Source organism: Selenobaculum gibii (genome assembly GCF_030273445.1).
Taxonomy (GTDB): domain Bacteria; phylum Bacillota; class Negativicutes; order ICN-92133; family ICN-92133; genus Selenobaculum; species Selenobaculum gibii.
Genome location: NZ_CP120678.1, coordinates 780065 through 803055, shown reverse-complemented (window position 1 = coordinate 803055; position 22991 = coordinate 780065). Strand labels below are relative to the sequence as shown.

General features: G+C 35.1%; 25 protein-coding genes, 5 tRNA genes and 1 pseudogene. 8 read left to right on the top strand and 23 right to left on the bottom strand.

Annotated elements, in window-relative coordinates; all coding sequences use genetic code 11:
- Nucleotides 1–44: 44 nt before the first annotated feature.
- The gene (dnaG, locus tag P3F81_RS03750; protein WP_147667747.1) at nucleotides 45–1844 is read right to left on the bottom strand and encodes a DNA primase; all 1800 of its coding nucleotides are present in this window, start codon (nucleotides 1842–1844) and stop codon (nucleotides 45–47) included.
- A 324-nt stretch (nucleotides 1845–2168) separates the two neighbouring features.
- Entirely contained in the window at nucleotides 2169–3164 is a 996-nt protein-coding gene (locus P3F81_RS03745; protein WP_147667746.1) for a deoxyguanosinetriphosphate triphosphohydrolase, read from the bottom strand.
- A gap of 91 nt (nucleotides 3165–3255) precedes the next feature.
- Here P3F81_RS03745 and P3F81_RS03740 point away from each other — a divergent pair, with 91 nt between their 5' ends.
- On the top strand, nucleotides 3256–3732 hold the full coding sequence (locus P3F81_RS03740; protein WP_147667745.1) for an OstA-like protein: 477 nt from the start codon (nucleotides 3256–3258) through the stop codon (nucleotides 3730–3732).
- 58 nt (nucleotides 3733–3790) lie between these two features.
- Here P3F81_RS03740 and P3F81_RS03735 read toward each other — a convergent pair whose 3' ends face one another.
- Nucleotides 3791–4105: a hypothetical protein gene (locus P3F81_RS03735; protein WP_147667744.1), complete on the bottom strand. Its 315-nt coding sequence runs from the start codon at nucleotides 4103–4105 to the stop codon at nucleotides 3791–3793.
- Between the two features lie 266 nt (nucleotides 4106–4371).
- On the opposite strand from P3F81_RS03735, the gene P3F81_RS03730 reads away from it, so the two are divergent.
- A complete protein-coding gene (locus tag P3F81_RS03730; RefSeq protein WP_147667743.1) occupies nucleotides 4372–5481 on the top strand; it encodes an acyltransferase in 1110 nt (369 codons plus the stop codon).
- Nucleotides 5482–5657: 176 nt separating this feature from the next.
- Nucleotides 5658–5864: a Spo0B domain-containing protein gene (locus tag P3F81_RS03725; RefSeq protein WP_309320635.1), complete on the top strand. Its 207-nt coding sequence runs from the start codon at nucleotides 5658–5660 to the stop codon at nucleotides 5862–5864.
- Between the two features lie 175 nt (nucleotides 5865–6039).
- On the opposite strand, the gene glpK is transcribed toward P3F81_RS03725, so the two are convergent.
- The 3 genes from glpK to P3F81_RS03710 all read right to left on the bottom strand — a co-directional run bounded on the left by glpK (nucleotide 6040) and on the right by P3F81_RS03710 (nucleotide 9490).
- Nucleotides 6040–7536 carry a glycerol kinase GlpK gene (gene glpK / locus P3F81_RS03720; protein ID WP_147667741.1) on the bottom strand — a complete coding sequence of 499 codons (1497 nt, stop codon included), beginning with the start codon at nucleotides 7534–7536 and terminating at the stop codon, nucleotides 6040–6042.
- Nucleotides 7537–7678: 142 nt separating this feature from the next.
- Nucleotides 7679–8422, bottom strand: coding sequence for an MIP/aquaporin family protein (locus tag P3F81_RS03715; protein ID WP_309320634.1), 744 nt, complete (start codon nucleotides 8420–8422; stop codon nucleotides 7679–7681).
- Between the two features lie 498 nt (nucleotides 8423–8920).
- Nucleotides 8921–9490 (bottom strand): glycerol-3-phosphate responsive antiterminator, encoded by a 570-nt coding sequence (locus P3F81_RS03710; RefSeq protein ID WP_147667740.1) that lies wholly within the window; start codon nucleotides 9488–9490, stop codon nucleotides 8921–8923.
- 201 nt (nucleotides 9491–9691) lie between these two features.
- Here P3F81_RS03710 and P3F81_RS03705 point away from each other — a divergent pair.
- The 5 genes from P3F81_RS03705 (at nucleotide 9692) to P3F81_RS03685 (ending at nucleotide 10125) form a co-directional block, all read left to right on the top strand.
- Nucleotides 9692–9767 (top strand) — tRNA-Thr (locus P3F81_RS03705).
- Nucleotides 9768–9774: 7 nt separating this feature from the next.
- Nucleotides 9775–9859, top strand: a tRNA-Tyr gene (locus P3F81_RS03700).
- Between the two features lie 12 nt (nucleotides 9860–9871).
- A tRNA-Met gene (locus P3F81_RS03695) sits at nucleotides 9872–9947 on the top strand.
- Nucleotides 9948–9965: 18 nt separating this feature from the next.
- Nucleotides 9966–10041, top strand: a tRNA-Thr gene (locus P3F81_RS03690).
- 7 nt (nucleotides 10042–10048) lie between these two features.
- Nucleotides 10049–10125: transfer RNA gene (locus P3F81_RS03685), tRNA-Met, on the top strand.
- 357 nt (nucleotides 10126–10482) lie between these two features.
- Here P3F81_RS03685 and P3F81_RS03680 read toward each other — a convergent pair.
- From P3F81_RS03680 to P3F81_RS03600, 17 genes and pseudogenes are all read right to left on the bottom strand, one after another.
- On the bottom strand, nucleotides 10483–11415 hold the full coding sequence (locus P3F81_RS03680) for a chemotaxis protein (RefSeq protein WP_147667739.1): 933 nt from the start codon (nucleotides 11413–11415) through the stop codon (nucleotides 10483–10485).
- 117 nt (nucleotides 11416–11532) lie between these two features.
- Entirely contained in the window at nucleotides 11533–12408 is an 876-nt protein-coding gene (locus P3F81_RS03675; RefSeq protein ID WP_147667738.1) for a CvfB family protein, read from the bottom strand.
- Between the two features lie 9 nt (nucleotides 12409–12417).
- On the bottom strand, nucleotides 12418–12768 hold the full coding sequence (rsfS, locus tag P3F81_RS03670) for a ribosome silencing factor (RefSeq protein WP_147667737.1): 351 nt from the start codon (nucleotides 12766–12768) through the stop codon (nucleotides 12418–12420).
- Between the two features lie 18 nt (nucleotides 12769–12786).
- Complete coding sequence (locus tag P3F81_RS03665) at nucleotides 12787–13779, bottom strand: LCP family protein (RefSeq protein ID WP_177505177.1); 993 nt, start codon at nucleotides 13777–13779, stop codon at nucleotides 12787–12789.
- The gene (gene yqeK / locus P3F81_RS03660) at nucleotides 13772–14350 is read right to left on the bottom strand and encodes a bis(5'-nucleosyl)-tetraphosphatase (symmetrical) YqeK (RefSeq protein WP_147667735.1); all 579 of its coding nucleotides are present in this window, start codon (nucleotides 14348–14350) and stop codon (nucleotides 13772–13774) included. Before yqeK ends, P3F81_RS03665 begins: the two co-directional genes overlap by 8 nt.
- A 157-nt stretch (nucleotides 14351–14507) precedes the next feature.
- Nucleotides 14508–14759, bottom strand: a complete 252-nt coding sequence (locus tag P3F81_RS03655) for an RNA recognition motif domain-containing protein (protein ID WP_147667734.1) — start codon at nucleotides 14757–14759, stop codon at nucleotides 14508–14510.
- An 86-nt stretch (nucleotides 14760–14845) separates the two neighbouring features.
- Nucleotides 14846–15460, bottom strand: coding sequence for a nicotinate-nucleotide adenylyltransferase (nadD, locus tag P3F81_RS03650; RefSeq protein ID WP_147667733.1), 615 nt, complete (start codon nucleotides 15458–15460; stop codon nucleotides 14846–14848).
- Nucleotides 15461–15500: 40 nt separating this feature from the next.
- The gene (locus P3F81_RS03645; protein ID WP_309320633.1) at nucleotides 15501–15656 is read right to left on the bottom strand and encodes a hypothetical protein; all 156 of its coding nucleotides are present in this window, start codon (nucleotides 15654–15656) and stop codon (nucleotides 15501–15503) included.
- On the bottom strand, nucleotides 15657–16910 hold the full coding sequence (locus tag P3F81_RS03640; protein WP_147667732.1) for a glutamate-5-semialdehyde dehydrogenase: 1254 nt from the start codon (nucleotides 16908–16910) through the stop codon (nucleotides 15657–15659).
- A 218-nt stretch (nucleotides 16911–17128) separates the two neighbouring features.
- Nucleotides 17129–18282: pseudogene (proB, locus tag P3F81_RS03635) on the bottom strand (glutamate 5-kinase).
- 15 nt (nucleotides 18283–18297) lie between these two features.
- On the bottom strand, nucleotides 18298–18609 hold the full coding sequence (gene yhbY, locus P3F81_RS03630; protein ID WP_147667730.1) for a ribosome assembly RNA-binding protein YhbY: 312 nt from the start codon (nucleotides 18607–18609) through the stop codon (nucleotides 18298–18300).
- 11 nt (nucleotides 18610–18620) lie between these two features.
- Nucleotides 18621–19892, bottom strand: a complete 1272-nt coding sequence (obgE, locus tag P3F81_RS03625; RefSeq protein ID WP_147667729.1) for a GTPase ObgE — start codon at nucleotides 19890–19892, stop codon at nucleotides 18621–18623.
- 73 nt (nucleotides 19893–19965) lie between these two features.
- The gene (locus P3F81_RS03620; RefSeq protein WP_147667728.1) at nucleotides 19966–20202 is read right to left on the bottom strand and encodes a Spo0B domain-containing protein; all 237 of its coding nucleotides are present in this window, start codon (nucleotides 20200–20202) and stop codon (nucleotides 19966–19968) included.
- Between the two features lie 238 nt (nucleotides 20203–20440).
- Nucleotides 20441–20731, bottom strand: coding sequence for a 50S ribosomal protein L27 (gene rpmA, locus P3F81_RS03615; protein ID WP_147667727.1), 291 nt, complete (start codon nucleotides 20729–20731; stop codon nucleotides 20441–20443).
- A gap of 2 nt (nucleotides 20732–20733) precedes the next feature.
- Nucleotides 20734–21075 carry a ribosomal-processing cysteine protease Prp gene (locus P3F81_RS03610; RefSeq protein ID WP_147667726.1) on the bottom strand — a complete coding sequence of 114 codons (342 nt, stop codon included), beginning with the start codon at nucleotides 21073–21075 and terminating at the stop codon, nucleotides 20734–20736.
- Nucleotides 21076–21078: 3 nt separating this feature from the next.
- Nucleotides 21079–21390: a 50S ribosomal protein L21 gene (gene rplU / locus P3F81_RS03605; RefSeq protein WP_147667725.1), complete on the bottom strand. Its 312-nt coding sequence runs from the start codon at nucleotides 21388–21390 to the stop codon at nucleotides 21079–21081.
- Nucleotides 21391–21528: 138 nt separating this feature from the next.
- Nucleotides 21529–22971: an Rne/Rng family ribonuclease gene (locus P3F81_RS03600; protein ID WP_147667724.1), complete on the bottom strand. Its 1443-nt coding sequence runs from the start codon at nucleotides 22969–22971 to the stop codon at nucleotides 21529–21531.
- Nucleotides 22972–22991: the final 20 nt, after the last annotated feature.

The window sequence follows — 22991 nt, the reverse complement described above, 5'->3', positions numbered from 1 at the left end:
CAAATATAGAATTTTTCATTGTATTCATAAATCTATCTACCCCATCAATCATACATCTTATTAATCTCATATTTTATTCGTTGACTTTCCGCCAATTCCTGCAAAAAGCCTTCATCCCCCATACGTTCTAATTGATCTGCTCGTAATCTATGCTTTTCATACAAATCCTTTAAATGTGCTAAATGAATTGACTTAATACAATCATCTACTAACTGTACATTGTCACTATCCTCGAATTCATTTAGCAAACAACGAGATAATTCATTATTTGCAGAATCGCTCAAATTTAACGATATCCCAATATCAGAAGTACTCTGACCCTTTTTATGAACATCTGATAAAAATTGCATAATCTCTCTATGATCTTTATTCTTAAATTCATCTATTTGCAATTGTGCTTCTACATAAGGTATTATATTGTTATCTTCCCATAATAAGCGTATGATATGACGCTCTGCACCTAATGCAGCACTATCAACACGTTGCACAATAGTATTCATTTCTATAGCTTGCCCTTTTTTTACATTATTATCCTGTTTATTTTTTTGTAGATATTTTTGAATTTCACTTCTGACTGCACTTTCATCAATACCTAGAGTTTGCGAGATTTTAGCAATATAAGCATTTACTTCAACTGCATTATCCGTTTCTGCCAAAACTGGAACTACATCTGCAACTACGGCAACTTTACCATCCAAAGTTGTATAATCATAATCACGTAAAGCTTTATCTACTTGATAATCTAACAATGGTAAAGCATGATCTGCCAGTTTTCTAAATGCTTCGGCACCATGTTTACGAATAAATTCATCGGGATCTTTTCCATCAGGAATTGATATAACACTTACCTCAGCACCAAGATTGCGTACAATAGACAAAGCACGTACTGTAGCATTTTGTCCTGCTGCATCACTATCATATGCAAACAGAATTTTTTCTGCATATCTTAACAATCTCTTTGCTTGCTGTTTTGTAAAAGCAGTACCTAATGATGCAACGACATTTTTTATTCCATTACTATGCGCAGTTACAGCATCCATATACCCTTCAACAACAATTGCACACCTTTCTTTTTTTATGTGCTCACGCGCAAGATGAAGCCCAAATAAAATATTTCTTTTATTGAAAATCACTGTTTCTGGAGAGTTCAAATATTTAGGCTGACTATCGTCTAGAACCCGTCCACCAAACCCAACTACATGATTCTTTTCATCGATAATAGGAAATATTACACGATTACGAAACCGATCATAGACACCTTCATTTTTTCTTTCTGCAGCTAGTCCAGATTTAACAAGTAATAAATCACTTATCCCTCGCTTTTTAAATGCGCGACTTAACTTATCCCATGCATTAGGTGCAAACCCTAATTTAAACTCATCAATAATATTCTGTCCAATACCGCGTCCAAATAAATAATTTTTAGCTTCTATTCCGTAATTCGTTTTCGTTAAACAAGCATAAAAAAAGTCCTTTGCTAAATCCTGTACATTCCACAAACGATGCATTTCTTTTTCTCTGGCTATTTCTTCAGAGGTTTTTTCCTTCTCTGGTAATGGAATGTTTGCTTTTTGCGCTAATAATTTTATAGCTTCAAACCAACTAATATTCTCATATTTAGAGATAAAAGAAGCAACATTTCCACCCACCTGACACCCAAAACAATAAAAAAGCCCTTTATCCGGACTAACAGAAAAAGACGGCGTTTTTTCATTGTGAAAAGGACAACAGCCCCAATATTTCGTACCCTTCTTTTTTAGTGACACATATTCAGAAACAACTACGACAATATCACTCGAAGTTAAAACTTGTTCAACAAACTCATTAAATATTATTTTTTCCATAACCAACCCTTCATTGAGCCTGTTAAAATCAAAAACGATTATTTTTCATTCAAATGATGAATAATTGAAACATCCTACATAGATTCGCCAAGATTCTACATTTTCCTGCCTAATAGAGATAAAATTAGAAAACCTTCCATCTAAATGGATATTTTCGACAAAATTTAAGATAATTTTACTATTCATTCGAAAATCCATCTCATGTTATAATTATATTCAATATAAAATTCAAATATCCTTTTTCCCTATTGACAATATTCTTCAAATTTGTTACAGTTTCGAACTTAAAAGTCACACACTGATATTTTCAGCGTGTGACTTTTTTTAATCGCCAAACATAGTAGACGGAATAAAAATATCCTCAAAAGTTTTAATCGCAAATAAATCTGTTAAGCCAGCAATATAATCAGCAACAGTTAATGCTAATCCCCATCTATTTTCACGCTTTCGAAAATCTTCTGGCAACTTATCCGGATGCGAGAAAAAATACTCATATAAAGTATGAATAACATAAGCCGCTTTTTTTCTTTCTATTTCTAAATCTTTAGCATGATATATAGTCTCAAACATAAAATCTCTAAATTCATCCATGCTTTTCTGAACACTTTCAGATAGTATAATATCATTTTTACCGCTTGATGTAAGAATCATATCGGACACCATAGCCGTAATCATTTTAGACGGTCTAATTCCAAAAATTTCAGCTACATCTTTAGGCAACATATTGGGTGTCAAACGACCCGCACGTATTCCATCATCATAATCATGGCAAAGATACGCGATCCGATCAGAAATTCGGACTATTTTTCCTTCTAACGTAGAGGGTAGGTTTCTGCCTGAATGATTTAAAATTGCATCCTTTACTTCATTTGTTAAGTTTAACCCCTCGCCATTTTGCTCTAAGTACTCAACAACACGTAAACTCTGTTCATTATGCCTAAAATGCCCTAATATCTCTTTCATCGCATCCTCTCCAACATGACCAAATGGAGTATGTCCAACATCATGGCCTAAAGCAGCAGCCTCAGTCAAATCTTCATTTAAATTTAACCCCCGAGCAATCGTTCTAGCAATTTGAGCTACTTCGAGACTATGTGTCATTCGCATTCGATAATGATCACCTGGCGCAATATAAACTTGAGTTTTGTGTTTTAAACGTCTAAAGGCTTTACTGTGAATAATCCTATCTCTATCACGTTGAAAATCAGTGCGGAAATCACATGGCTCTTCCTTGAATCTTCTTTTACTATCTTTACTTTTACAGGCTAGGGGTGACAAGTTCAAATATTCTCGCTCTTCGATTCCTTCACGGATTGTCATCTTTTATCGCCTCACATTATTTCACTTTTTTTACAATGCTTTTTCTTAAAATATTTGTTATACTACAAACGAGAAAGGATGATTTCACCCAATGAAAAAATTGAAAATATATTGTTTACTACTTCTTCTCATTTTTATCACAACATCTTCCGTTTATGCAAAGCCAACAATTACCTCAGATCGTAAAACATTTGACATTGCCAGCGGACAATATCTTCTTGAAGGAAATGTTTCTGTATCGACAAATAGTAGAGTTATAAAAGCTGGAAAAGCACGAGTTAATGTCATCTCACTTGAAGTATGGGGAACTGACGGTGTAGAGGTTACACAAAATGATTTATCTTTTTATGGCGATCAGGTTTATGTAAATGGTAAAAGTTCCTTAGCTCAAATAGATGGCGGAGTAAAATTAGAGACAAATTATACAACAATTACAGCAAACCAGGTAGATTATAATTGGAAGACTAAAATCGCAACTTTTCATGGAAATGTCACCTTTACTGAAGGTAACACAACCTCTTACTTTTCTGTATTACAATATAATGTAGAAACAAATACGATTATCTAATTAAGAAATTACCTTTAGATGAGAAAAAGGGCAGTTATAAAATAACTGTCCTTTCTTATTATCTTCGCCTATAACCACCGATAATATTTCCACCACCAAAAAACATCCATCCTAAAATGGCCAAAATAATTAAATTACCAATATCAGCACGTAATATCCCTATATCCACTAAAATTGATACAACCGTCATTCCTGAAATATACAACATAATCTTTTTTATTGAGTAATATGGATATTGACGGCGTAATAAAATATAAATTGCCCCTAATACTGCCAAATCAATGAATATACTAGCAAACGAAGAAAGAAAAATGCATTTTAATATTCCACTAATAACAAAAACAGTTAATAACTGTATTGTAACATTTTTCATGACAATCCCTCCTAATAAATGTTTATAATCATATTTTAACATATCTCCCTTTCATAAATCATCATTTTCCTTTTAAATATCAATAAAATTTACAAAAACTCTTAAATTTTTTCTCTTTTAAGTTATTACTAAGACTTAAATTATATAAAACTTCAGATCATAAATAATCGAAAATATTTACTTCTTTAGCAATACAATTTATAATAACAAAGGGTAACTTTACCAATAATAAAACAAAACTAAATTGTATAGGAGATTTCTTCATTATGGCAAAAAAAAGAATTGTTGCATTAGAATATATGCGCGGTATAGCCATGCTTGGAGTCATTGGTATTCATACAGGGTCACAATATTTATCAAATACTTTCAATAATATACACTTAATTGCATTATTAGAAATAGTAACTCGATTTAGTGTGCCTATTTTCTTTTTCATTTCTGCCTTTGGCTTATTTTACAAACGTGATCTTAATCAACCATTTGCTTATAAAGATTTCTTGCTGCGGCGAATGCACTCTGTATTGTTACCATATCTAACATGGTCGTTTCTTTATCTACTTCATTACACCTTAACTTATAAAGAGTACTCTTTTTGTTCTATTCCGTCTCTGATAAATTGTTTATTCTTTGGATTAGCTTCTTATCAATTATATTTTATGGTGATTTTATTGTGGTTCTATTTATTGATGCCCCTATGGATAAAAATGGTGAAGCATATGACAAAGCTCAGATTGATTTTTTTATTAATTTTCCAAATTGCTTTTGATTATTATTCCAGTTATATTCTTACTGGAAACTCCTCCAGTTTTTTCATCAATCATCTGATTGACTATCGTTTAAATTATTGGGTATTTCACTACTTATTTATATTTATTTTAGGCGCCTATTGCTCTATTCATTATGAAAATTTTCTAATTTTTTTAAAAAGATATTCTCGAAAAATTACTTTACTTTTCTTTCTTTCCCTATTTGGGATCTTAGGATACTATTATTCATTATTATATTTATTAGGGTATTCAACTGAATCTGCAATTAATACTGCTCATCAATTAAGCCCCGCAGGAATTTTTTACACAATCGGAACAACCTTATTTCTATTCTATATCTTTACATTCAAAACTCTCCCTAAGCAAATAAGAATTTTTTGTTCACTATTAGGAAAGCATTCTTATTTTGTTTATCTTTTTCATCCTTTTGCCATTTATTATTTCGCTCTTTTCCTTGCTTCCCAAGGGAAATTAATGACAGCTCCTATAACGATTTTATTCTTCTTTGCTGTAACTTTTTTTAGTATCTTGGTTGCTATCTGTATTGATAAAATCGGAAAACTCTATCCTATTTTCACCTTATTACTTACTGGAACAAAGAAAAAATAATTTTTCTTTGTTCCAGTTTTTTATTCTTCTAAGTTAGAGTGATTCACAATATAAATTTCTTACAAAATTTTCAGAATAACTCTGATAGTATAAATTTAAAATTCAAGATATACTTAGCATATTAGGTAAATTTTTGTCGAACAAAATAGAATAAAGCTTAGATGAGGAGAATTGATATGGAGAAATCATTTGAAACCCAGGTATCATGTAAAGCCCTAAAAATGCAACAGCACGACTTTATTAATCATCTACAAGTTATTCAATCCTATTTGCAAATGAATAAAGCTGATAAAGCATTATTCTATTTAGATAAAGTTGTAGACGAGGTTGCATCTTTAGACAGTATTGACGAATCAATCTGTAGAAAGTCATACATCGGTTAAAATTACATATTCACGTAATTTATATACTCAATCATGATTGATCCGATGACCTAGCTATTCATTGGACAAATCATTAATCTATGTTACCTTACCCTATAAATAAATATAAAAGTAAAAGGTGCTATCACTGATAGCACCTTTTACTTTTATATTTATACCTATGAATTTATTAGGACTAATCTTCCCATTCCATGGAACGTTTAACGGCTTTTTGCCAACCAGCATAAAGTTTAGCGCGAGTTTCTTCATCCATTGTTGGTTCGAAACGTCTGTTTAATTGCCAGTTGCTAATTAAGTCTTCTTTAGAACTCCAAACACCAACAGCTAGACCTGCAAGATAAGCAGCACCTAAAGCAGTAGTTTCAACAACTTGCGGACGATCTACTGGAACGCCTAACAAGTCAGATTGGAATTGCATTAACAAGTTATTAGCAACAGCACCGCCGTCAACTTTCAATGCTTGTAATCTAATACCAGAATCAGCTTGCATAGCACCAAGAACATCTTTAGTTTGGTAAGCCATGGAATCTAAAGTTGCACGAATGATGTGAGATTTGCTAGTACCACGAGTTAATCCGAAGATTGCACCGCGAGCTTTCATATCCCAGTATGGAGCACCTAAACCAACGAATGCAGGTACTACATAAACACCTTCAGAATCTTTAACTTTACGAGCATAGTATTCAGAGTCTGGAGCAGATTCAATAACTTTTAAACCGTCACGTAACCATTGAACTGCAGAACCAGCTACGAAGATACTACCTTCAAGAGCATATTCTACTTTACCTTCAATACCCCAAGCGATTGTAGTTAACAATCCATTTTTGGATGTATATAATTCACTACCAGTGTTCATAAGCATGAAACAACCAGTACCATAAGTGTTTTTAGCCATACCTGGTTTGAAGCAAGTTTGACCAAATAAAGCAGCTTGTTGGTCACCAGCGATACCAGCGATAGGAATTTCAGCACCCTGTAATACAGTAGGAGTAGTTAATCCATAAACTTCACTGGAAGGTTTAACTTCTGGAAGCATAGATTTTGGAACTGTAAGGATTTCAAGAAGTTCATCATCCCATTTTAAATCACGAATGTTATACATTAAAGTACGGGAAGCATTGGAATAGTCAGTAACATGAACTTTACCGCCAGTCAATTTCCAAACCAACCAAGTATCCATCGTACCAAATAACAATTCGCCTGCTTCAGCTTTTGCACGAGCGCCTTCAACATTATCTAAAATCCATTTTACTTTCGTACCAGAGAAGTAAGCATCTACCACTAAACCAGTTTTTTGTCTGAAAGTATCGGATAAGCCTTTAGCTTTGATATCATTACAAATATCCATTGTTTGACGAGATTGCCATACGATAGCATTATATACAGGTTTACCAGTGCTTTTTTCCCAAACAACTGTAGTTTCACGTTGGTTAGTGATACCAATTGCAGCAATTTCGCTTGGTTCAATACCAGCGTTTGCAATTACTTCGGCAATCGTACCAATTTGAGTTGACCAAATTTCGTTTGCATTATGTTCAACCCAACCTGGTTTAGGGAAAATTTGTGTAAATTCTCTTTGTGCAACAGCAACAATGTTTGAGTTTTGATCAAAAAGGATTGATCTTGAACTAGTAGTACCTTGGTCTAACGCTAACACATATTTTTTTGTCATAATTCTCTAAGCACTCCTCGACATTAAATTTTATGAATTAACTTAATATGATATCTAGTTTTAGCAGATGTAATATAATATCAGTAAAACTAGATATCATTTTTCATAACAACTTTAAATATTACTTCAAAATCCCAAAGTATTAGATTAAGTTGATAGCTTTCGCAACGAAGTATGCAACAGCACCACCAGCTAGAGGTCCAAGAATTGGCACCCAAGAATAAGCCCAGTCAGAGCTACCTTTTCCAGGGATAGGTAAAATCGCATGAGCTATACGAGGTCCAAGGTCACGAGCAGGGTTGATTGCATATCCAGTAGGACCACCTAAGCTTAAACCTAAAGCCCAGATTAACATACCAACTAAATAAGGGCCGAAACCTGCAGGTAATTGACCATTGTTTGCATTGAAGATTACCCAGATTAAGAACATAAGCATGAAAGTACCAATTGCTTCGCAAAGGAAGTTTGCACCATAGCTACGAATAGCAGGGCCAGTGGAGAATACACCTAATTTTGTAGCTTGATCTTCAGTAGCTTCCCAGTGTGGAAGATAAGCAGCCCAAGCAACAACAGCACCTAAGAAAGCACCAAATGTTTCAGCAACCATAGTTACAACAGCATGACCTGGTTGATAAACACCATTCATAGTTTTAGCAAGTGTAACAGCTGGGTTCAAGTCAGCTTGTGGAGCTCCTAATGAAACCGCAGTGAAAACACCTAACATACACGCAAATCCCCATCCAGCAGTGATTACAATCCATCCGCTGCCTTCACCTTTGTTACCTTTTAAGATAACGTTTGCAACTACGCCGCACCCCATACAAGTAAGTACTGCGGTACCAAAAATTTCGCCTAATAAATTTTCCATGAGAATAAGTCCCTCCATTACTTTGTTTTTTAAGATGAAAAAATAATGTCTGATAAATCCTCTTAACCAACAAGCATCGCTTGTTCTTTTTTCTTTTTTTCAATCACCCCTTTTAGTATGCATTAATATGATAAGATGGGATGTCGTACTTTTTAGTCCAACTACACCCATTCACATATCCGTAACTCCTACAGCTATTATATTAGCTATTTTTTAATAAATTCCTGCAACCTTTTTATATTTTTCTTACATTTTTGAAAAATATTTTCATTTTTTACTTACAGGAGAGAAAGGTTTGAATATCTCTAAAAATAAAAATATCTTAATATCTATTCACATTCCTTAAAATTAGCAAGAATATACAGTGAAAGACATTAAGATACATCTTCTTTATTAACTCAAACAACTCTCTGTCATCTCGCTGTTTATTTTCTTTAATTAATTTTATATTTGTATAATTAGATAAACTTTTTAAAAATCCTGCATGATTTTAATTTTTTTTATTTTTTTCTTACATCACTTCCAAAGCTCACGTTTACTTGTACTAACAGCATGAACTCCATTCTGAATAGCCAGCTCAATATCTTCCATCGTATGCATAAGCCCACCAGCTAAAATAGGTAAGTTTGTTTCTTTGACCAATTCCTCAATAATTGATTTTGGAACAGATGCTGGTAAAATTTCAACGGCATCAGGACGACAATTTCTTAATAAATTTATGCCTGACTTTAAAGCCTCAGAATCCATTACAAACAATCTTTGAATGACGATCATCCCTTCCTCGCGAGCAAATTTTACTAGCTGTGGCTTTGTTGTAATGGCTCCAGTAACACCTATGCGTGCGAGATACCTAATCCCTGACCGATCTTTACCTATTCCACCCAATAAATCTAAATGAACCAAAATACGTTTATTATGTTTTTTAGCTTCTTGAATGATAGACGGCAAAATAATAATATCTCCAAAAAGTAATATAATGCTAGATGATTTTATATTTAAAGCAAATTTAAAATCATCTACCGTCCTTACTGCAGGAACTATTGCTCCTTCCGAAAATAACTTATCACAGATGTTTTTTTGTTCCATAATCCCATATCAACTCTCTAATTTTTATTTTTTGTTATAAAGCCTCTAGGTGAATTATTTCGTCATTTTCAATAATTCTCCTTCTATATATTCTACAATATAAAAAATATTTTATATCTTGTATATTTATTATATTATTTTTTCTTTTTATATTGACATTTTTTTTTTGTCATAGTAGAATGTATATTGTCGTTAAGGCATGCTGGTGTAGCTCAATTGGTAGAGCAGCTGACTTGTAATCAGCAGGTTGGGGGTTCAAGTCCTCTCGCCAGCTCCATAAATAAGGATGGGTTCCCGAGTGGCTAAAGGGAGCAGACTGTAAATCTGCCGGCTCTGCCTTCGTTGGTTCGAATCCAACCCCATCCACCATTAATTTAATATCGCGGGGTGGAGCAGTTGGTAGCTCGTCGGGCTCATAACCCGAAGGTCGCAAGTTCGAGTCTTGCCCCCGCAACCAAAACAAAAGTTAGTGATCGCTGATGTAGCTCAGCCGGTAGAGCTTATCCTTGGTAAGGATAAGGTCACCCGTTCAATCCCGGTCATTAGCTCCATAAATACGGCGGCGTAGCTCAGTTGGCTAGAGCATGCGGTTCATACCCGCAGTGTCCGGAGTTCGAATCTCTGCGCCGCCACCATTTGAAATTAAAACTCGCGATTGCGAGTTTTTTTATTATAATGACCTTATAATAAAGCAGAGGAAAGATGATCAAGAATCAAATTCTTACATCTTTCCTCTGCTTTTTATCGTACAAAAAATTTTAATAAAAATGCTACACTCCATAATATCGCTACCTCCAACCCAACATATTGTAAGATTGATAAATGGTCCATATCAACCGATGGCAACCAACTAAAAAAAACAATTAAAAACAAAAAGTCATTTGCTTCAAGCTTCTTTATCACAACTCTGCTTCACAGCCTTATATAAAAAATAATAGGAATAAGGATAAAATTATTCCTCATTCCTATTATAACCATCTTTTCTAAATGAATCAATCATGCTTACCAAAAATTAAAGTATCAATTAAATCTATCAATTGTGCAATTTCTGGTTTTGAAATCTGACCATTTGCACCAATAGACTCACCTTTACGGCGCATTTCATCATTAATTAACGAAGAGAAAAATACCAAAGGTACTTCTTTTAAACGTTGATCTGCACGAACCAATGTCAATAAATGATGTCCGTCCATTTGCGGCATCTCAATGTCAGAAATAATCATTTTTACACTTTCCGACACTGGTTTATCTTCTCTAGAAATTCTACTTAACGCTTCCCATGCCAATTTACCATTACTATATTCATGTACATTACGATATCCAGCCTCATGTAATGTTCCAACTAAAAGATCACGTAACATTGGAGAATCTTCCGCTACAACAATCGGCTGTTTCGTTCTTTTTTCCTTAATATCATCATGAGTATCTTCAAAAGTAGTTAATTTTGCATTAATTTCAGGATTAATTTCAGCAATGATCTTTTCAAAGTCAAGCAAAAGAACAATTTTATCACTCATCTTAATTACACCAACAACCATAGATGTATCTCCAACATTAGGAGCAGGTTCCATCTCAGTCCATGAAATGCGATGTATCCTTGATACAGTATCGACTAAAAATCCCATATTATAATTATTAATTTCCGTAACAATTATATTTTTAGGCTCAATTTCTCCACCTTCATTTAAACAACGCGGTAAATTGACTAAAGGCATTACTCTGCCACGTAAAGTAAATAAACCATCTACAAATGGATGAACCTGTGGCATTTTAGTAACGGTAACCGAATCACGATTGATAACTTCACGAACTTTTGCTACGTTAATTCCATAACTAACTTTACCAATATTAAACTCTACAATTTCAAATTCATTTGTACCAGTTTCTAGTAAAATTCCTTTTTTATCAACAGTATTGTCACTCATCGAAATTCCTCCACTCTATATAACATTTAGTATCCCTTGCTTAAAATTAGAACTACATTTTTTTATCAAATTCGCTATCTGTGGAAAAAAATCCTGCCAAAAATTAAACATAAAATCTTATTCGTTGTTTTTCAAAAATGTCCATCCATCTTTTTGTTCAATTAGCTCATTTTTTAATAATGATCCCATTGCTCTTTTAAAAGCAGATTTACTAATATTGAACTTATCTTTTATTACTTCTGCTGAGGTTTCATCACTATAAGGCATTTTACCACCACGAGTTTTGAGTAAATTTAGAATTTTTTCAGCATCAACTACAATGGCATTTTCTTTCACTGGGCGCATAGATACATTCAATCTGCCATCTTCGCGCAAAAAAGTAACTCTAACTTCTACCTCTTCCCCTACTCTAGGTCTAGAAATCATTTCGCCATTATACATAAAGGCAATATTGCGCGCTTCAGTAAAAATAAATGCACCTTGATCAGTATAATTGTAAACCGTGCCTTTTACTTTATCGCCAACTTTAATTCCTTCCGCTGGTTTTGAAGCTCTTCTTAATTCATCTTCAACTTCCATAGTAACTGCAAGTCGTCCTGATTTATCAATATATAGTTTTGCCCATACTTTTTCACCAACTTGTACTTTACCGCGCATGCCTGCATATGGCATAAAAATACCACGCTCAGCTCCAACATCCACAAAAGCACCATCTTTACTCGTATTGATAATATTCACACGGGCTATTTGTCCAACTCGCATTTGCGGCACTCTCATACTCGCAGTAAGCCGCCCCTTAGGATCAAGGTATAAAAAAACATCCACCTTTTCACCTATTTCAACCGAACGAATCTGCTGCGTTTTATGCAATAAAATATCATCAGAAGTATTCCCTGTGCCAGCGTCTAAGAAAGCACCCATTTCACTTTTTCTTACTACTTCCAAAGTAGCAACTGTACTTGGTTTTAGTCTGTTATTTTCTTTATCACTCATATGCATCCTCTAATCTTCATATCTAGTTGTCGGCGCATCGCCCCATAAACGTTCAATATTATAAAATTGACGTTCTTCTTCAACAAAAATGTGTACTACACAATCATTATAGTCTAGTAATATCCATCTGCCTTCACGATATCCTTCTTTATGTGTGAAAAAGATGTTTTCTCTTCCTAATTCATCCTCTATATTATCTGCTATCGCTTTAACTTGTGTACTAGAATTTGCACTACACACAATAAAGTAATCTGTAACTAAAGATATGTCTTTCATATCCATAATTACAATATCTCGAGCCTTTTTATCACTCGCTGCTTTTGCTATCATTTCACTTAATTTTTCACTTTTAATATTCATTTTTTCCTCCTAAACAAACTACTCAGTTTTTATTTTATCATTATCAATAAATATTTGATCTAGAAGACGATTTAATTCGCCCTCGTTTATCACCCAAACATTTTCATTATTCATCGTTTTTAAATCTCCAGGAATCATTTGGGTTCTTATTGAGTCTTGACTCACATGATCTACATACTTTATTATCTTTGCTACATCAAAGGCTGACAAGCTTGTCGTAACATTTTTATTTATGATATCAAATATTTCCGGTATTTTAACAATAGCATCTACATGCAGAGCTTGTGTATAAATTGCCTTTAATATTCTCTGATGTCTTTGAACTCGCCCGATATCAGCTAAATCATCGCTTCGATACCGTACATATTTCCCAGCAGATACTCCATCTAAATGTTGAAATCCTTTTTTTAAGTCAATGACTAAATTTGCATAAGGATCTTCATAATACATATCATTTTCAACATATAAATCAATTCCCCCAAGAGTATCTATGACTCCAACAAAAGTATCCCAGTCAACCACAATATAATGGTTTATCGGAATTTTTAATAACTCTTCGACAGTTCTTACCGTCAATTGTGTCTCCCCATAACTATACGCCTGTGCTATACGTCCCAGTGTATTTCTCCCCGGAATATTTACATAAGTATCCCTTGGAATTGATACTATTTCTAAACTTCCCGTCTCATGATTGATGCTCATCATCATTAGAGCATCAGCCCGTTTTGCCATCCCTGCATTATCAATATCACCATCATCGACACCAATGAGAAGTATATTCGTGTAATTTTTAAATTTTTCACTCTGAAACTTCGCTTGGAAACTCATTCTCTTCTGATAATCTTGACTTATATTCTGACAAAATTGATATGCATTTTGCCCCACCGCATATACACCTTTTATAAGAAAGCCAATTGCAAAACATGCGACAATTAAAATAATAATCAGCAGAATACAGCGGTCTATCCTAAGTCTCCGCTTTTTTCGTACTTTTTGATTTAACTTACCCATCCATGTATTCATCCTTTAACAAAAGTTCATTACGCGCAAAAATTGTATCAGGGTGAACTAAACCTTTTTGCATTATGATATGTATAATAGATTGATCTAATGCAGCTAAAACGGCTACATCTAAATCTTGCTTTGCTAATTCACGCAATTTTTCAACTCCAGAAAAATTACGTGATGGCTCAATTACATCAGCCAAATAAATAATCTTATCAAGAAGCCCCATGCTTTTCCCACCCGTTGTATGGTTACGAATCGCTTGTTGTATTTCGACATCAAATATCCCATAGGTCTTCTCAATAATCATGGCACCAACGTAAGCATGTAATAAAACTGGTGATTTCCTCTCAATCGCCCCAACCTGGATTTCAAGGTCACTCGCCATAAGCAGTAATTCCTCATTTGAAAATGCTCTTGCACAGTCATGCATAAGTCCAGCTATCTTCGCTTTTTCAATACAACAGCCGAAGCGCTTTGCTAATAACGCCGCCGTATCAGCAACTCCCAGAGAATGCTGATATCTTTTATTCGTTAACTTTGTCATTAAAATTTTCTTTAGCTCATTAAATTCCACAAAATCACCTTCTTCTGCTAAATTCGCTAAAGCTGAAAATTATCCTGCATTCCTTTATTTGAAGGAAGTTATTTTCTTTGATTACGATAAATCGAAAAAACTATAAGGGTACTGCAAAAATTCGCTGCAATACCCTTTAGTATTATACTATATTATTTTAGTCTTGCCGAGGTTTTGCTTCGTTAACCACGATTTGTCTACCCCCGAAGTCTGTACCATTCATAGCTGATACCATCTTATCGGCATCACTATCATCAACTTCTACAAAACCAAAACCTCTTGAGCGACCAGTTTCCCTATCTGTAATAATTCTACTCGATACTACACCGCCATAAGCACTGAAAGCTTCCATTAACGCTTCGTCTGTAGTTGACCATGGTAGATTGCCGACATAGAGAGTTTTCGTCACTTTCCATCACCTCTCTTTCTATGGACTTTGCACTACTCTAACAGTATGTACAAATATACCAAAATATATGCCAACATTTTTATTTTTTACAGATATAAACCTTCTTTTATAATATAATTTTCCACACTCTCCGGAACAATATATTTTATAGAATATCCTTTTTTTATACGTTCACGAATATCCGTTGAAGATATTTCTAGCTCAGGGGTATTTAAGCGATGAATTTTTTGCTCTCCTAATTCACCAAAGTGCTCTTTTATATTATCTACACTAGGTACACAGCCAGGTCTAGTAGCAGCAATAAAATGGCAGATTCCAAGTAGTTCCTCAATTCTATCCCAAGTAGGAATTTCCTGAATCGCATCCGCACCTGTAATAAAATAAATTTCCGTCTGCGTTCCATACCTTTTTCTCAATTCATAAATCGTATCAATCGTATACGAAGGGCCTGGGCGATCCATTTCTATTGAGGAAACATGAAAAAAAGGATTTGAATACGTTGCCATCGCCGTCATAATATAACGATGAATTGCAGGCGTGACATGTTGATCTTTTTTATGTGGTGGATTTGCCGCTGGTATAAATAATACACGATCTAAAGAATACTCATTTCGAACAGCTTCAGCAGTTACTAAATGCCCAATATGAATCGGATCAAAAGTTCCTCCCATAATACCGATTTTCCGTACTTTTTCTATCATGATAAATGCTCCCATATACAGTCCTTTTATAAACTATCTCTTATAACTTCATCAATTCTTGTAAAAATGCACCAATAAATACGCTGACTAAAATTATGATAAGGAAGGCACGTAAAAAATCTAAAAAATCATACCTTCCTTTCGGCGTTTGAATATATGCATAAAACGCTCGTATATATGCAATAAACCTATTCATTTATCTAATTTGCCCTGAACCTGAAATTAAATACTTAATACTTGTTAGTTCAGGCAACCCCATCGGACCACGTGCATGAAGTTTTTGTGTGCTAATTCCAATCTCAGCACCAAAACCAAATTCAAAACCATCAGTAAAACGAGTAGATGCATTCACATATACAGCTGCCGCATCCACCTCTTGTTGAAATTTACGCGCCATATCATAGTCTTTCGTGACAATTGTTTCCGAGTGTTTTGTATTGTATTTAGCAATATGCTCTATAGCTTCATCAATATTCTCTACTACTTTTATCGCTAAAATCAGATCTCCATACTCGGCTTGCCAATCTTCTTCTGTTGCTGCAATGACAGCAGAGTGATATTTTTGCGTTTCACTACAACCACGAATTTCTACCCCCACCTCAATGAATTGCTCTAACATCGTTGGGAGAAAATCGCTTGCAATTGCTTGATGTACAAGTAAAGTTTCCATGGCATTGCAAACTGCTGGTCGGGACACCTTTGCATTTAGTGCAATATTCATTGCCATAGTAAAATCTGCTGTTTCATCTACATAGGTATGACAAACACCAGTCCCCGTCTCAATCACTGGTACAGAACTATTTTCAACAACAGTTTTTATTAATCCAGCACCGCCACGTGGGATAATGACATCTAAATATTGATTTAATTTTAACATCGCATTTACTACTTTTCGATCGGTTGTGTCTATGAACCCAAGCGCGCCTTTAGGGAGACCAGATTTTTCCATGGTTTCACCAATAACTTTTACAATGGCCATATTCGATTGGATTGCCTCTGAACCACCACGCAAAATTACTGCATTTCCAGATTTCAAACATAATCCCGCTGCATCTACAGTAACATTTGGTCTAGCTTCATAAATAATTCCAATTACACCAAGTGGAACGCGGACTTTTTGGATTTCTAAGCCATTTGGGCGACGCGTAGACGATATTCCTTCACCAATTGGATCAGGCAAAGCAGCAGTCTGCCTAAGACCCTCAGCCATTGCTTGAATCCTTGCTTCATCTAACATCAGACGATCTAATAAAGCAGTCGATAGTCCTTTTTCCTTACCATTTGCCAAATCTTTTTTATTTTCATTTATAATAAAACCTTGTTTTTCCTCTAAAGCTTTAGCCATAGCATATAAAGCATTATTTTTTTCAGTCGTTGATAAAACAGCCATAACCCTAGCTGCCTGATTAGCCAATTTCGCTTTTTCTTCCAATTGCGCAATATAATCCATAAAGATCAACCTTTCTAAAAATAATATGTATTTCGCAAATACATTAAAGGACTTATCTACTTAAAAAGAAATAATGAAAATATATTTTACAAATCAAATAAAAATATTATAAGAGCCTTACAATTATGTATAAGAATTATTCTATATGTTGCAACTATATTCGTCAATCAAAATAATAAGCTGGTTGAATGTAAGTCATCATTCGCACCAGCTCCCATTTATGCCATCAAAATCATATTATCACGATGAACAACTTCATCTACCGCTAATACACCTAGAATTCATCTACCGCTAATACACCTAGAATATTCTTTATTTCTTTCGTGGATTTGCCTAAAATAAGGTTCAACTGGTCCGCATTATAATTAATCATTCCACGTGCAATTTCTTGTCCATGTTCAGATAAAATCCGTACAGTATCGCCTTTCGAAAACTTTCCGCAAGCTTTTGTAATACCAACCGCAAGTAAACTTGATCCTTCATTTAAAAGCGCTGCTTGACACCCAGCATCTACCGATACTTCACCAACAATCCTTGTCCCAAAGGCCAGCCAACTTTTTCGCACTTTTAAATGTGCCTCTTTTGCGGGAAAAATTGTACCAAAAGATTTACCTTCTAATATATCACAAACAATACCTTCTCGACTGCCTGATGCAATCAGCATAGTAACACCAGCATTACCAGCAATTTTAGCCGCTTGAATTTTAGTAAACATACCACCTGTACCTAGCTTAGATCCTGCCCCGCCAGCGAGAGCGTCTATCTCCGGTGTAATCTCTTTTATTTCTGAAATAAGTTTTGCCGTTTTATCGGTTTGCGGATTTGCTGTATATAAGCCCTCAATATCCGATAGTATAATTAACACATCTGCATCAACTAAAGTTGCAACAGTTGCTGATAAAGTATCATTATCGCCGATTTTCAATTCTTCTACTGCCACCGCATCATTTTCATTAATGACTGGAATAACTCCCATATGCAATAACGTCAATAATGCATTTCGACAATGTGTATATTGATGATGCTGCAGAGAATTTTCCCTTGTTAATAAAACTTGTGCAACAGTTTGTCCATACTCACCAAAAATTTTCTCATATGTATGCATGAGAATGCCTTGCCCAACTGCAGCTAATGCTTGCTTTTCAGGAATCGTTTTAGGTCTTTCTTTAAGTCCCATCCGATCCATTCCTGCACCAACGGCACCAGACGTAACTAATATAATCTCTTTTCCTTGGTTTGCTAAATCAGAAAGTTCACGAACTAATTTTTCTATCCTTGAAAAATTTAATTTTCCTGTACTATAAGTTAACGTACTTGTACCAACTTTAATCACAATACGTTTTGCTTTTTTCAGCTCAGCTCTTGTATCCATGGAAACTACCTCTATTTACTTCGATTTTGGGAGTTCAATTTTGGTTTTTTCAAAATTTTTCTTATATAAAAGACCATTTCGACCGATAATTTGTACTAAATCCGTATTCGTACGATCCGCAAGCGTTTCAATTACAGCTCTAGGGTCTTCAAGGCAATTTTGCAACACCTTTACTTTAATCAATTCACGTGCTTGAATAGCATCCAGGGCACTTGTCACAATCGAAGGTACAAGTCCCCCTTTACCAATCTGTACAACTGGATCTAAAGTCGATCCCATCGCACGTAAAAACCTCTTTTGTTTTCCCGTTAGTGTGTTTCTTATCAAATAAATCGCTCCTATTCTTTATAGTCAAATTCCATTGTACCGATGTGAACGGTGTCGCCTTCTTTTACCCCATGCGCCTTTAACATATCCTCTATGCCCTTTACACGCCAAATATATTGGAATCTTTGCAGCGCTTCATCATTCTCAAAATTCGTCATCGCAACTAGTTTTTCAATATATTTCCCTTTAACGACAAAATCACCTGCTTCATCACGCGAAATTGTAATTTCATCATCAGGTTTTGCCTGATAAACTTTAACTTCTTCAATTGCTTCCGGCTCTTCTACATATTCATCGAGCATTTGTGATACGCGCTCAATTAATGGTTTTAATCCCTCATTCGTTGCTGCGGATACCGGGAAGATTTCAATCCCTTGCTCGTTTGCAAAAGCTTTTAATTTCTCATAATTTTCTTTTGCCTCAGGAATATCCATTTTATTTGCCGCGATAATCTGTGGACGTTTTGCTAATCTTTCATTGTATAAACGAAGTTCTTTATTAATTCGATGGTAATCCTCTATAGGATCGCGCCCTTCTATTCCAGAAACATCTATTACATGTAAAATAATCTTTGTTCGCTCAACATGCCGTAAGAAGTCATGTCCTAAACCAACACCTTCATGGGCACCTTCAATAAGTCCTGGAATATCTGCCATAACAAAACTATGTCCCTCGCCAAGGCTAACAACACCAAGCACAGGAACTAATGTCGTGAAGTGATATGCTGCAATTTCAGGTCTCGCAGCTGACACCATAGAAATAATACTGGACTTCCCAACACTCGGATAACCTACCAAACCAACATCGGCTAAAAGTTTTAATTCTAGTTGTAAAACTCTTTCTTCTCCTGGTTCACCCATTTCAGCAAAAGTTGGGGCACGATTTACACTATTTACAAACTTTGCATTACCACGTCCACCACGCCCACCATGAGCTAATACTGCTTCTTCGTCAATTTCCGTTAAATCCGCCAATACTTCACCTGTTTCAGCATCTTTTACTACTGTGCCTGCAGGTACTTTAACCACTAAAGGTTCAGCATTTTGTCCATAACAATTTTTCGTACCGCCGTTATCTCCATTTTTTCCAACAAATTTACGTTTATAACGGAAATCAATCAAAGTATTCATATTAGGATCTACTTTTAGAACAACACTCGCCCCACGGCCACCGTCGCCACCACTGGGACCACCTTTAGGAACGAATTTTTCTCTGCGAAAGCTTGACATTCCATGTCCGCCGTCTCCAGCTTTTATTTGAATTCTCGCTCTATCTATAAACATTACTATCTCCTTTTTAAATAAACATTTTCACAAATCCTGTATTTTAGGCTAACTATCATTAATATATGTAATTTTATTTTTTATTACTCAATGCCCGGCACATATTCTTGCAGTTTAACTCGTTTATAATACGATCTACAGCACCAACGTCATGTGCAATTCCATCTAAATAACGCAAAGCTCTATCCAATTTACCGATCTGTAGGTAAGCTTGAATAACTTGAATATGATTAATAAAATCATGTTGCTGCTTTCTTAATGCAAGTACAATTTCATCACATACAACTTGATTCTTCAATTCTTTTTCCATAGCAACAGCCTCCTTCATATCCCATACATATGATTTTGATTCTGCTCTTTCCTATAAAACTCCTTTTTGTGATGTATAAAAAGCTGGTAAACACTCTACCAGCTTTTTATACATCACAAAACAATAACGTTTTTTATTGCCGATAACTAACATTTTCTCACGAAAGAGTTTACTCATCAACTACACCATTATCGGATAAAAATAATACCTGCGACTTAAAGCCGCAGGTAATGTTTTATTAGATAGCTTCTTCCACAGCATAAACGCTAACTTGTCTATCAAAACGACCTTTACGTTCAAAAGCCACTTTGCCAGCAATTTTAGCATATAAGGTATCATCTTTACCAATGCCTACGTTTTGACCTGGATGGAAGTGAGTACCTCTCTGGCGAACTAAAATGCTGCCAGCGGTAACAACGGTACCAGCTTGACGTTTTACACCAAGACGTTTAGATTCGCTATCACGTCCGTTACGGGTGCTACCAACACCTTTTTTGTGAGCGAACAACTGTAAATTAAAATTAAACATACTCATTTCACCTCCTGTGCGTCTAAAATATGCACACCTTGCGGATTTATTTTTTCGATCTCATTTAACCCAAGAATCATCGTTTCAAAAACAGCATTCGTCAATGCATCTGGCTTTGCTTTTAAACGGACAACCATATCACCACTTGCGTGCTGAAGATCAATCTCCCGATTTAAATGCTTCACCAGTCCTAACGCAGTAGTCTGCGTTAATGCCGAAATAGCCGCACAAACAATATCTTTGCCATGCTTTGCTGTTCCAGCATGCCCTTTTGCCGAAAATCCGACTACAAGACCTAATGCATTGCGAAATATTTCTATTTCTACACCGCTTCGCCTTACCATAACTTAAGCTTCAATTTTTTCAACAGTAACTTTTGTAAATGGTTGACGATGACCTTGACGTCTACGATAATTAGCTTTAGCTTTATATTTGAAAACTAAAATCTTTTTACCTTTACCTTGAGCTTCAACTTTAGCAGTTACTTTAGCACCTGCAACAACAGGTTTACCAACAACAACTTCGCCATCTTTAACAACAGTAAGAACTTGATCAAATTCTACTACGTCGCCTTCGTTAGCTTCAATTTTCTCAACAAATAAAGTATCGCCTTCAGCAACACGATATTGTTTACCACCAGTTTGAATAATTGCGTACATCATTACACCTCCCTATATGTATACTCGCTGATTACGGTACAGAAAACTCTGTTTATCAAGACCTCACCATGCGGTTTGGGAAAGCAATTACATTGCCTACATCGTAGAATTTTATCATAAAAAAAATTGCTTGTCAATCTATAATTCATCCAACTGCAAGATGGAGTAAACCTCTGGATGGAGGCTCGCTAATGCTTCTATTTTTATTGTACATCCTAATTCAATCTTTAGCCTAGTTAAGATATCCGTTTCTAAAAGACTTTCTGCTACTTGTGGGTGTACTTGAATTAAATAAGCATGACTGGCATTTTTCTTTTTATGAATTCTTCTTAGTCCACGGCTTATGTTAATACTAACCGTCTCTGGTGATTTTACCCTGCCTCTGCCTTCACAATATGGACAAGTACTATAGAGCATTCCTTCAAAACTCTTACGAGATTTCTTTCTTGTCATTTCAACCAAACCAAGACTTGTTATATCTACGATATTTGTTTTCGTTCGATCTTTTTTTACTTTTTCTTCTAACACGTTAAGGATCGTCTGCTTCTGTTCTTCCGTTTCCATATCAATAAAATCAACAATAATAATTCCGCCAATATCCCTCAATCGAATCTGCTTTGTAATTTCCTCGGCAGCTTCAATATTCGTTTGAAATACGGTATCAGATAAATTCGTCTTACCAACAAATTTTCCCGTATTGACATCAATCACTGTTAAAGCTTCTGTTTTATCAATAACAATTGAACCACCTGATTTTAATTCGACTTCACGCTTTCCCATTTTTTCTATTTCTTCATTAATAGAGTAATGTTTAAAAACCCCTTCTCGCCCTGTATACAGCTTAACCTTTTCTAGTAACTCGGGAGTCGTTTGAAGCAAATCACAAACCCTTTGATATGATTCTTGATGATCAATAATTAACTCTTCAACATCTGAAGATAAATAATCTCTAACAATCCGAATGACCAAATCCGCATCGCGGTACAAAAGTGTCAATGCGCCTGATACTCTACTTCGTGCCGTAATTGACTGCCATAAATTCGCCAAGTAATGAATGTCCTTTTCTAGAACTTCCTCACTTTTGCCTTGCGCTACCGTACGAACAATCATCCCCATACCTGAAGGGCAAATTTTTTCAGCAACGGCTTTTAGCCTTTCCCGTTCATCAGTTTCTTCAATTCGTCTTGATATTCCGATATAATCTACTGTCGGCATTAAGACAACATAGCGTCCGGGCAGAGTCAGATGAGTTGTCGCTCGTGGTCCTTTCGTTCCAATCGCATCTTTTACAATTTGAATTAAAACATTTTGTCCTACATGAAATGTTTCATTCTTTGAAATTGACTTCACAGCGTCTTTAGGTAAGCCATCACCAATATATAAGAAAGCATTTTTTTCATAACCAATATCAACAAAAGCCGCCTGCATCCCCGGCAAGACATTTTGAATTCTCCCTTTGTAAATATTTCCAACAATGTGGTCATGTAAGTTCCGCTCTACTGACAATTCCATCAATTCATTTTCTTCTAATATCGCCATTCTCGTCTCTTCTGGAACAACATTCACGATAATAGACTTCATTTCATTCTCTCCAAACCTTT